The sequence below is a fragment of the Sphingobacterium sp. UBA3549 genome (genome assembly GCF_002376635.1).
Classification (GTDB): Bacteria; Bacteroidota; Bacteroidia; order Sphingobacteriales; family Sphingobacteriaceae; genus Sphingobacterium.
The window spans coordinates 1-11,340 of record NZ_DFOE01000012.1 but is presented as its reverse complement, the minus strand read 5'-3'; the positions used below and the strand labels follow the sequence as shown (position 1 = coordinate 11,340).

Genomic DNA, 11,340 nt, shown 5'->3' with positions numbered 1-11,340 from the left:
CTGTAGTTCGTAGGGGGGATACCGACAGACGATATTTTGCCGCAAATTTATTTAAATTAGGCTATCATTTTAATGTCACCAATCATGAAAAATCATCAACATATATCAATCGATAAACGAATGGGAGCACCTGATTTTGAAATTTTAGGCATGAATGGAATGATTTCGAGATCATTCATCAATTTAGCTATAAGCAACTTTGCGGAAGCTTGTAAATGGGTGGAAAAACTCGATTATAGACGTAATAATAATAAAAGCAACGCACTGATCGTGTTTGATGAGTTATGCGGAACTTGCAGTACAAAACATGCACTATTGAAAAGATTGTCGGATGAAAATGGGGGAAGCAGCCTCAGGCTTTTATTAGGCATTTTTACCATGAATAGTAAAAATACTCCTGCGATAAAAGGCCTTCTATCCAACTATGATTTAAAATATATTCCAGAAGCTCACAATTATCTGAGAAATCATAATCACATCTTGGACTTCACTGGCATTGGTGTAAATTTAGACCAATTTGAGCTGGATCTTTTAGAGGAAATCGAAATCACCCCTGACCAAATTAATGAATTTAAAGTGCAATATCACAGAAATTACTTACTACGCTGGATCGAGATCAATAAGATTCCATACACTTTAGATGAGCTTTGGGAAATAAGGGAGCAATGTATTGAAGGTATAGCACAGAAATAAAAGATTATTAAGTTCATATCTATAACTAAGCTAATTATACCATCTATTTGTTGGTGCCATTTTGCGCTTAAATAAAGCCTACCGCATATTGAGGACAGCGACACTATTCCGGATGAGTTTGAAAAATTCTGGAATATAGAACAAGAAAGCGCATTGCAGGACTTAATCAAAACTGAGAACCTGTTAGAAGAAGATACCGAAAGGCTAATTGAGAACTACCTTTTCACAGAGCGTGAGCCACTTCGTAAAGAAGTTCTTTCTCTTCGCGCCGACGGAAGACCTAGCGTTCTAAAATCCAAAGAGATTGGTGATCGTATCTTAAATAAGATTGTCGGGTTCGTGGATACTTTTGTGAATGGGATAACGGGGACCTAAATAATTAAAAGTTTTAAATCTTATGATTTCAATATTTCTCGAAATTGAAACCGAGCCCCTGAACTCATAAGATTTAAATAAACAGAAATTCGGATACTATTTTTTAAAATAGGGACGCACATCATGTGACTCCATGTATTCTTCGACAATACCAGTTTCATCTGCATCAACAAATTCCAAAATATCGGAATCACGAATCTGTTCCCATAGCTGATGGTTTTTCACATCACTATTTTCAGGTTCGCGACCTAGAACATAAAACTGTCCTCTTTTGTTTTCTGCTAACTCAATCACCTTAGTCAATGCAACAAATCTAGTAACATCATTTTCAAGAAAATAATGCTTCTTGGAGAAGTCTATAGCCTGACCCGCTACTGGCATACCATTTATACCAAGAAAATTCACTTCAATAGGTGCGAACAAATTTTCAAAATTACTCGAGTCCAACGTGATATCTAAATTAACGCGAGTATTTATTTTTGGATAAAGATTCTCCTTCACTTGTTCAACGATCATTTGAGATGTAGAATACTCAGCATCTTGTGCATAAGTGAAAATATACTTTTCGAATAGTCGTTTAAAGTTATTTTGTGTAAATTCTATATCGATAATTTTAGGCTCTGAAAATTGGACTAGATTACTCGCATAATTCGACAAGTAACTAAGATAACCAAACTGAGTCCATTCAACATTCTTTTGAGAAATAGTATTTATCTTCTCCAGACTAATATTGTGAATATCGTTCTCTAAGGATTTTAAATAGTTTTTAACCAAATTATACTTCTCAGAACTAAGCAAACTCTTAATGGCCAATAATTTTTCAGAAGAAAACTTAAACATACTTTCTGTACCATTAGACATTAACGTACCGATACTTATCCTTTCTTCCAAGGCCGTATTCAGTGTAATGGATAATATTGAATATATAGTTTTCATTTAATTGACGATAAAAGATTGAATAAATATTCTAAAATTATTGATACAAGTTTCGTTCCAATCCTCTGTGAATATATTATCAAGAATCCTCTGTCTTAAGTATTCCGTATTTAAATTCCAAGACTCCGGCACTAAAGCTAATATCTCATCCAACCTCTCTTTACATTCTGAGATACAAAGGTAAAAATTTTGAACAAGATTTTCTACGATCTCTGGTAACTTGCGTTTTCCTCCAAAAAGAATTTTAGCCAACTCGGTCTTTATGATGGAATCATCCTCTGTTAATTCAGCTATTCCATAATTGAGAAAACTGCTATTAAAAATATTGACATGGTCAATGGCGTACAGAAAGTTAAGTTTTTCAGATGACGCATGCAACAATAAATTAAAATTATTATGATTTCTATCCTCATTGGCTAGCCAAATATCGAATAATGCTATTTTTAAAAAATCTTCTTTATTGCCAAGTTTATCAATAAAACCTTTTTGTTTAAAGAGCGAGACTGTAGTAAGATCAATCTCTTTGGAATCTTCTAGATACAATGAACCAAAACATTCCTTATTAAAAAAGTCATATTGTAATTGAGGAAATTTTTGAAGTGGGATATGGTCTTGCTTCACTTGAATAAAGCATACTTCGGGGGTCATTAATCTCCAAATTTCAGCAAACTTTGCTGCTATAAGTTCATTGAAAAGATTAAGTGGTGACCTGTCATATTTACATACCCAATCACGAAAATCATCGCAGGTCACTAAAGCCGGACTGCTCCCCATAGTAGGAAATAATCTATGAATTTCTTCAATTGTTTGCAATGTTACCATGTTCTTTATTGATCGACCTATTTGAAATAAAGTTTAATAGTATTTTAGGTTATCACACTTAATTAATCAAACTTTCAGATCAATGTTAAAGTAATAATTGGCTCCTATCAAATAGTGCCGCAAGATAACGTTTTAACTTTAACTTACCAATATTCAACGTATTTTTCATTAACGGTTGGGAAAACTCGGTGAATAGCGAAAATATATGATCTTCCATAGGAGATAGCCCTAAACAGACATACTTTATAATTTTCAGGCAGGCAATACCATTTCCCCCTCTAATCTTATTGACCATACAATAACAATCAATTTGCACTATAANNTTATAGTGCAAATTGATTGTTACTAAATTCAATGCTAAAAGCAAATGTATCGTTACTAACGTATGGAATGGTGCAAAAGAAGAAAAACGATACTATCGTGGTGCTATAAAAAAAGATATGAAAAAATAGTTCTTTACAGAGCTTATCATCCGAAAAAACATCCATATCCATCATGATCGATTTCATCCAACAATAATTGTAGATTAGTACACTCGGGTTTGGGTTCATAAGCCTCCCATTTACCCGATCCTCGCATCCAATAAAGTTTCCAGATTTTAGATGCTTTCACAAAGCGAAGCTTTGCAAACGGTAATTCTAAAATATTCGTTGGGTCATTCCATTGTGGTCTAATTTCAAACAGTAAAGCCGTTTGCCCATCCCACGAATAACCAAAATCCAATTTTTTGCACACTTCGGCATCTTTCGGTCTTTTGGAATCTACGAAGCTTTTTAACTGAATTTCAATCATTGAAATAAGATCTTTTTTATCCATCATCATTACAAATTTAAAATTATCAGTTTATACTTCATCTCATACCAATCATTTAACACAGTTTTCTGAAGTAAAATCTTTATTTGCACCTATTTTTAGTTCATTTTTGTACACAAAACGCCTGACACTCCAATACAATTTTATCAATTAACCCATTGCTACACGATGGATCGATGAGATCAAAAACCTGCATATTACTAAAATCGAAATTCGCATAACCTTTATCTAAAATCTTTTGATAATCTTCGTCACATTTGCTTTCTTTGACTATTCCAATACTGAAACCAGCCCTATCATTACATACATAATATAAAATGTCATTTTTTTCAAAGGATAATGTAATACTAGCTTTAGCATTTCTATGAGTAAGGGCAGTAATCTGTTTATTTTCTATTTCAGACACTTCAACACCAAACGTACTTTCGATACGTTCTCTTAAGTTTGAAAAAAACTCATAGACAGTATGCCACTTGACGTGGATAAATTGCGCTAACACCAAGTCAGCATGATTGACACCTTCTATTTCCTTATTTACCCAAAAATTATATCCTTCATCCAGATTAGCGGCAGTAATTCTTTTTAAATCCTCGGCCAATTGAATATCATTCAAAAACTCTAAAGAAGCCTGTTTATATTGTACAATAGCACTTTTTAGGTCGCAATCATCCACTAACTCGCTAATACATCGTGTTAACCATTGCTGTATATGTTTCAGATGTTCTTTTCTTATAAGAAGATCTTTGACAGATTGTGGAAATTTATTATGAAAAGAGGGAGGTCTGCCGTCGATATTCAAATATAAGATATAAACAACTTTTAAGCGCTTTGCCGTCGCTATATTATAATACCTTGGAAGTTGAAATCTGTTGGGATCAGCATCCTCCATTTTCTCAAACTCTAAATCCGATTTATTACTATCCCCAGCGAATATCTTATTTTCAATTATGATAGCATCGTCATGCTTATTTTGGATCAAAATATCAATATTATCCAATTCACTTTTTCCAACCTCGTCTGGTACTAAAGTAACGCCATCCATACGAAAATTCGGCATTTCCAATTCCTCCAAAAAGAGTTCTAAAAATTTTGTACCTCGCCCATGCGTTCCTTTAGGGTTTAGCAAAAAAGCGATAAAGCGTGAATGAAGATGTTTCTCTTCTGTCATTTTGAACATCGTCCTAAATACGTTGAACTGATTGTATTTGTTCAAACCGTGCTTAGCGGTTGTTTCGTTTATTTGATTAATAAAGTCTCTTTTTCTTTCCATAAGAATTTATCGTTTTATATATAGCCTTTAGTCTAGTTAACAAGAATATGTCCTATAACATCCGTTTACAGCTAGCTTAGAATAGCGACGGTGTGCTATCCTAGTCGCTAGACTTTCCGTAACCGCTAAATCGCCGCTATCGATAATTTTATGATAATTTAAATAGGCTAACCAGAATAATATGAGCTGTAAATTAATAAATATTTATGTGGTTATAAAATTATTTATTTGTCTATTCTTTCTACTTATTTATTCTGATTAAGCTCCACTAACTACGTTATCCCCGTAACACCTCACTCTCTTAAATAGCCCATAAAAAAGCCATGTCTCTCAACGTGGCTCTACAACATATATATTTATTTGAAATCGCTGCTATTTATACGAATTGATTGATTTGGAAACTTTCCAGTCATTCCCCACACGCTCCAAAGTAACTAGATCTGTTTTTGTGAAGTTTTCAAATGTTAGAGTCATTTTAGCACTGGCATAAATATTATCCAACTAGAGGGTATCGCTTCTAAAGAACTCCATGCAATTCCAATATCAAGAATTAAAACTAGGGTGCTAAAATACCTGCGCTACGAAGTTTGGTTTTTAAATCTCGGAGTTCTGTAAGTATTGCTTGTACCTCTGATTGTGCGTAGGATAAGCCTGGAGCTGTAGCAACGTCCATACTCGGAGAAGACTGGTTTACCAATCCTCTAATCATAACACTAGCGTCTGGCATTAAATTTTTCCAAGATATTCCATCCCATATTTCCGTAACACCCGTTTGAATATTAGTATATGTATTACCAATTCCTAAATATTGAGAATTACTTGGTTTCTGCGAACTATCTCCAATTTTTTTAGCCAAAATCGAATTATTGTTATATAATATACTATTAGAATCAAATGGCATCCCTCCTAGCCAATATTCTGGCCTAAGACCGACATTATCATAAACTTGCGATACTTTTACTGATGCATCGCTGTTCCCTAAGAAACCGTAATTATTATTATTAATCTTATTTATTCTAATATTAGAATTAGCACTTAAAGCCCTTACTAGCGAATCAGCTCTCGAAGAACAGTTAGAAATCTCTATTGAAGTACCTACAGACTCTTCCACGGTTAATGCTCCTGTCAAAAATATAGTAGCGCTTCCAACTTGGGTCTGTATATTTCCATCGGACTTGACATTATTAAGTATAACTTTTTGATTGGGGAGAATCCCGACTGAAACAACAAACTGACTTTTTATATTACCTTTTATTAAGAAGCTATCTAGGTTTATATTTTTGCCTAATAATCTCAGATTAGCATATTCGTTTTCACGAGTAGTTACTAGAGTATTTCTAAGAACTACCTTATCACAACTAATTATAATTTCGGCATTAGCATTTAACAAATTAGAGTTAACCATATAAAAAGATTGAACTTCATTTGCGGATTTAGCCCCTGCGCCAATAATTGGCGTTGAAGGTAAGTATATCGGACTTCCTGGTAAATTTGAAGTTTTTTCAATACAACTATCACTTATACATGTAGACCAAACTCCCATTCCACTAATACCATGCCCTTGCAAACTCGGCTTTAAATAACATCCTCGAATATATAAATTCATCGCTCGACAGGATATGCCATTCCCTCCAAAAGTATTACAGTTATTGTAATGAGTATTCCAAGCGCCCTCATGGCTCGAAAAACCAATAGCATCTTTATATGTGGTACAATTGTTATATTGAATAACAGTTTGTCCAATGGCGCAATCAAATGTATGCCACCCGTAGTATCCCTCACAATTAGTTACTTTTGAAATAGCGTTCCGAGCATGGATTAATCCATATCCGAAAGAATAACCGTCGGGAGAACTTGCTACATTGGTATATCCCTGATCTTTATCTACAAAACCATACCTATAAAATTTACAATCTTCAACAACATCTTTTCCCCCATACTGTATATATATACCAAATCGTCTAGCATTATAAAAATTGACATTTTTTATCAACAGCTCGTTATGATTGCGAATCACAATTCCCTCATTTTTTTCTTTATTTGAAATAAAATTTAGGTTTTTGATTTCCATTCCCTTATACAATTTATAGAGCTTTAAAGTTATTTCTCCTGTCTTACCATCATCGATTATTTGCTGGTGAGTAACATCTCCAACTATATCACCATCGATGTAAATGAATAAATTGAGTAAATCAATATCATTTATTACGTAATACTGGATTAAGGAGGCTCCACTATGAGTTAAAGCAGGAGAAGAAACTTCAATTAAATCACCAATGTTAACGCCAGTCAGATCAGATAAGCTGTTTACTTTTATCTTTGAGTCAGCCTTTTTAAGATTAGCTGATATCTGGAAAGTCTTATAGGGGATATTATTATTCTTGGAAAATAATATATCTGCATTTTTTAAGAGAATCTTTGAGTTGTTAAAATCTATTTTAAAAGAATTATCAGATATATTAGCGAGTTTGACTTGACCATCTTTTAATAAGTATACTCTATTCGGTTGACAGACTAATCTTCCGTTTACCAAGTTAACATACTCTAACGCATTTGTAAAATAAGCTAAATTATTGGTTCCCGAAAAGTCGTTTTCATTCCCATCACTTTTTAAACCAAAATAAGATACATCAATATCTCGGATGTTAAAAGTTAACTTATTATCCCAAACTTCAATTACACTTCCTCCATTATCAGGATCTGCGGTTGAGGACAAATAGTAATTTATTGGCGAAGGTGTATCTCCGACTTGATAGTAACCTAAAAGTTGTACTCCTGAATAAGTACCGTTTGTCAAAGCTGCGTTCTCGGCTGCAGATATCGCTCGCATATCTGCCATTGTGTTTTTGATAAGAAATTGATTAGCCATAATGTTGTTTTTAAATCTTATCCAAACTTAGGCTTCATTCAAGGGCTATTTGAGTGAAAAGCATCCAATGTAAGCGGTAGAATACAACTACCGAAAAGTTGAGCCGATGGGCATCTATAAAACACAAAAAAGCCACATCTCACGACATGGCTTCACAACTTATATATTTCTAATGGATGGCTCTTATTTATACGAATTGATCGATTTGGATACTTTCCAGTCATTGCCCACACGCTCCAGGGTTACCAAGTCAGTCTTGGTAAAATTCTCAAATTTCAAAGTTACTTTAGCGACCATATAGTCTGCTGACTCCTCGAGGATATCGGTGTTTACAGAACAGTTCAGCTTCTCTCCTTTTTGTTTTTTCAATAGTTTAACTATGGCACTACGGCTGTTACTTTGTGCATTGGAAGCTTGGATCTTTTGATTGAAATCTTCAGCGAATAATTGATCTACTCCTGCTGATTCGCCCTCCGTGGTTACCGCAACATAATGATCGAGTGTCAAGTCTGCTGTGGAAAGGTTAACGTTTGCTTTTGTTGCTTTTGAACCGGGTCCTTCAGCTGCCATAGCGAAAGTTGATACGGCGATTAAAGCTGCTGCTGCGAATGTTTTTACTAATGAGTTCATAATGTCTTTATTTTATTGTGTTAGTTCTTATTTGTTGACTCAAAACTACAACACAATAGGCTCCTTGCCTATGGGCTTTAGACTAACGATTAGGAAAACTCGGTGAATGGCAGGAATAGGTAGGCAAATCTCCTTCGTATCAGATTCGTACCACGTTCGGATCATCAATAGATAATGTACAGACACCCAACAGACCTTGACCAGTCTCTGAACAGGAAAAAACTGTTCAGAGACTGATCAACAATAGAACCCTCCCCGACCTAATCCGAAGGCTGTACGAAGCAGGTACGAACAAGCACCCTATAAAAGTTATTTAAACTCATCCGAATAACAGACTGCTAAAATCAGAATTTTATATTTTACAACATGGACAAACAGAACCCGCTAACCACAATAATCCAGGCCGAACTATAGTAATCGATAAATGTTGAACGAATGAGCCCAGCATTCTCTTTACAAAATTGCAGGTCTGAATAAAATTACTAATTGTTGGGGAATCAATTTATAAGCTTTCGCCATAGCTGAATTATTGAAAATTAACCATTTTCAATCATCCTGACTTTCAATCAAATCTCTAATGCTATTTGGCCGGTCAATTATTTTTAGCCAATTCTCTTTTGCAATTTCCTCTTTCATGGTAAATATCCTGTTATAAAAAAAATCACTCCAATAAAACTATTTCAAATCGCCAGCTGTTCTTACTATACAAAACGGCTACAAGCTACCTTTCGAAAGAAAGGTTCAACATAAAAATTGGCGTCGTACAGTGAAAATCCAATTGTCGTTAAAAACATTGGATGACGAAACAAAAAAGAGGAAACGATAGGAAACATAAAAATTGCTGTACAAATAAGCGCTAAGAGAAAGGGTCTGATGAGAATCAGGCCCTTTTGACGTAAAAAAGCCACATCTCACGACATGGCTTCACAACATATATATTTGTAAGGGATGGCTCCTATTTATAAGAATTGATCGATTTGGATACTTTCCAGTCATTGCCCGCACGCTCCAAAGTAACTAGATCTGTTTTAGTAAAGTTTTCAAATTTCAATGTTACTTTAGCGACCATATAGGCTGCGGATTCTTCCAAGATATCAGTGCTTACTGTACAGTTCAACTTTTCACCTTTTTGTTTTTTCAGTGATTTGATGACTGCTTCACGGCTGTGGTTCTGTGCATTGGAAGCTTGGATTTTTTGATTGAAATCTTCGGCGAATAATTGCTCTACGCCTGCTGATTCACCCTCGGTAGTTACAGCCACATAGTGTTCCAATGCGAAGTCTGCTGTTGATAAGTTAACGTTGGCTTTCTCTGATTTCGATACCGGTGCTTCAGCTGCCATAGCAAATGTGGATATTGAGATTAAAGCTGCTGCTGCGAATGTTTTTACTAGAGTTTTCATAATGTCTTTTTTATAGTGTTAGTTTATCTGTTCTTATTTGTTGACTCAAAACTACAACACAATACGCCCCTAGCCTATTGACTTTAGACTAACGATCGGGAAAACTCGGTGAATGGCGGGAATGGGGAGGTGAAATAATTTATCTATTTCTTATCCAGGTTATGGTTTCCCGTAGCATAGCAACCTAAATGCGCGGTAAATTTGTTCAGTCAAACACTCAAGATACTCATGATTAAACAATTACTAATTCCTATTACATTCGTTAGCATGTTGGCAACGAGCCAGGCACAAGAAACAAAGAAAGAAGCCGAAAAAACAAAAATGGATCTTTTTGTCTCGAAAACGGGCACTATTACCAAGTTCGTAGAGACAAAACTTCCAAAACTAAAAACGACATACAATTCTTGTGAAACAAAAATTCGTAAGATAATAAGTGGCAACGCAATGGGATACTTTTATCAGATCGAAAAACAAGGACAATATGGCGACAAGGTGGCCTCTATTGAATACAGTGATCTAATTGAAATATTAAAAGCACTTACTGCATTAAAAGGCCAGGTAGACAATGACATCGCTTCAAATCCAGATTATCTAGAAAATAAGTTTATCACCGTCGACGGATTTCAAGTTGGCTACTACGTAAGTAAAGGAAAAGCGACTTGGTATATTAAGCTTGAACAATATGGATCTGACGCTACATTATTCATTGATCAAAGTGAGACCATAGAAACAGCTTTTGCGAATGCAAAAACTAAAATGGACGAACTTAAAAAGTAAACGAGACTACTAAAAAAATAACAGATCATACAATTAAAATCTAATACTCATGGATAAAATAACGATTTCCCATTTGGTCGAATTTAACAGAAAAACCCCAAAAGGCCGCCGGACATTAGTAGAAAAACTAAAAAAACCTAAGATAAAACCCGAAAAGTCTAAGGGTGGTGGCGACTATTGGATATCAGCGGTAAGCTGTATTAGCAGAGCATTTGAGGCAGGTAACAACATTGAAATAGGTGAAAAGATTGACGAACTACTAGAGAAAATTGAAAACAGCGATGCTAAAATAACCAAAAACATGTTTCAAAGAAACATTCATATCCTTCAAAAATTTGAAGAATTCGACTTTGCCCAGTTAAAGCCAAAAAAGTTTCAATTTCAAAAGCGATCAAAAAAACAATCTATTGTTGTATTAAAAAAATTACCATTATACGCGAAACCAAATCACGTTTTTCTTTTTGAAGATAATGGCGTCAAAAAAATTGGCGCGATATGGTTTGTCGCCAAATTAGATGGTTTTACGCAAGATGAACTGTCAATGATTACAGACATATTGTACCGTTATCTAGAGCTAAACTATTCGGACAGTTTTGAAGTGGCTACCAATTTTTGTATAGCTTTTGACGTCACTACGATCAATATTTTATCGTATGCACAGTTAGGGAATAAAAGAATAAAATCTCCATTGATTGAGATAGTCAATGAAATCAACCAATATATCTAAAAGATGGGTAGTGTAAACTGAACTGT

12 protein-coding genes are annotated in these 11,340 nt (G+C 34.6%); 4 read left to right on the top strand and 8 right to left on the bottom strand.

Going from position 1 to position 11,340, the window contains the following annotated elements; translation table 11 throughout:
- Positions 1–84: 84 nt before the first annotated feature.
- On the top strand, positions 85–693 hold the full coding sequence (locus B2W36_RS07955) for a hypothetical protein (protein WP_293887355.1): 609 nt from the start codon (positions 85–87) through the stop codon (positions 691–693).
- Positions 694–780: 87 nt separating this feature from the next.
- Positions 781–1,068 carry a type I restriction endonuclease subunit R, EcoR124 family gene (locus B2W36_RS07950; protein ID WP_293887357.1) on the top strand — a complete coding sequence of 96 codons (288 nt, stop codon included), beginning with the start codon at positions 781–783 and terminating at the stop codon, positions 1,066–1,068.
- Positions 1,069–1,164: 96 nt separating this feature from the next.
- Here B2W36_RS07950 and B2W36_RS07945 read toward each other — a convergent pair whose 3' ends face one another.
- The 8 genes from B2W36_RS07945 to B2W36_RS07910 form a co-directional block, all read right to left on the bottom strand.
- Positions 1,165–2,004, bottom strand: a complete 840-nt coding sequence (locus B2W36_RS07945) for a hypothetical protein (RefSeq protein WP_293887353.1) — start codon at positions 2,002–2,004, stop codon at positions 1,165–1,167.
- Positions 2,005–2,826: a HipA family kinase gene (locus B2W36_RS07940; protein ID WP_293887351.1), complete on the bottom strand. Its 822-nt coding sequence runs from the start codon at positions 2,824–2,826 to the stop codon at positions 2,005–2,007.
- A gap of 85 nt (positions 2,827–2,911) precedes the next feature.
- A complete protein-coding gene (locus tag B2W36_RS07935) occupies positions 2,912–3,121 on the bottom strand; it encodes a hypothetical protein (protein WP_293887349.1) in 210 nt (69 codons plus the stop codon).
- A gap of 173 nt (positions 3,122–3,294) precedes the next feature.
- Positions 3,295–3,645 carry a DUF3024 domain-containing protein gene (locus B2W36_RS07930; RefSeq protein WP_293887347.1) on the bottom strand — a complete coding sequence of 117 codons (351 nt, stop codon included), beginning with the start codon at positions 3,643–3,645 and terminating at the stop codon, positions 3,295–3,297.
- A 97-nt stretch (positions 3,646–3,742) separates the two neighbouring features.
- The gene (locus B2W36_RS07925; RefSeq protein WP_293887345.1) at positions 3,743–4,909 is read right to left on the bottom strand and encodes a PD-(D/E)XK nuclease family protein; all 1,167 of its coding nucleotides are present in this window, start codon (positions 4,907–4,909) and stop codon (positions 3,743–3,745) included.
- Between the two features lie 556 nt (positions 4,910–5,465).
- Positions 5,466–7,778, bottom strand: coding sequence for a hypothetical protein (locus tag B2W36_RS07920; protein ID WP_293887344.1), 2,313 nt, complete (start codon positions 7,776–7,778; stop codon positions 5,466–5,468).
- A gap of 183 nt (positions 7,779–7,961) precedes the next feature.
- Entirely contained in the window at positions 7,962–8,408 is a 447-nt protein-coding gene (locus B2W36_RS07915) for a nuclear transport factor 2 family protein (RefSeq protein WP_293887343.1), read from the bottom strand.
- Positions 8,409–9,363: 955 nt separating this feature from the next.
- Complete coding sequence (locus B2W36_RS07910) at positions 9,364–9,810, bottom strand: nuclear transport factor 2 family protein (protein ID WP_293887342.1); 447 nt, start codon at positions 9,808–9,810, stop codon at positions 9,364–9,366.
- A 228-nt stretch (positions 9,811–10,038) separates the two neighbouring features.
- Here B2W36_RS07910 and B2W36_RS07905 point away from each other — a divergent pair, with 228 nt between their 5' ends.
- Positions 10,039–10,587 carry a hypothetical protein gene (locus B2W36_RS07905; RefSeq protein WP_293887340.1) on the top strand — a complete coding sequence of 183 codons (549 nt, stop codon included), beginning with the start codon at positions 10,039–10,041 and terminating at the stop codon, positions 10,585–10,587.
- A gap of 49 nt (positions 10,588–10,636) precedes the next feature.
- Positions 10,637–11,314, top strand: a complete 678-nt coding sequence (locus tag B2W36_RS07900; RefSeq protein ID WP_293887338.1) for a hypothetical protein — start codon at positions 10,637–10,639, stop codon at positions 11,312–11,314.
- Positions 11,315–11,340 lie beyond the last annotated feature (26 nt).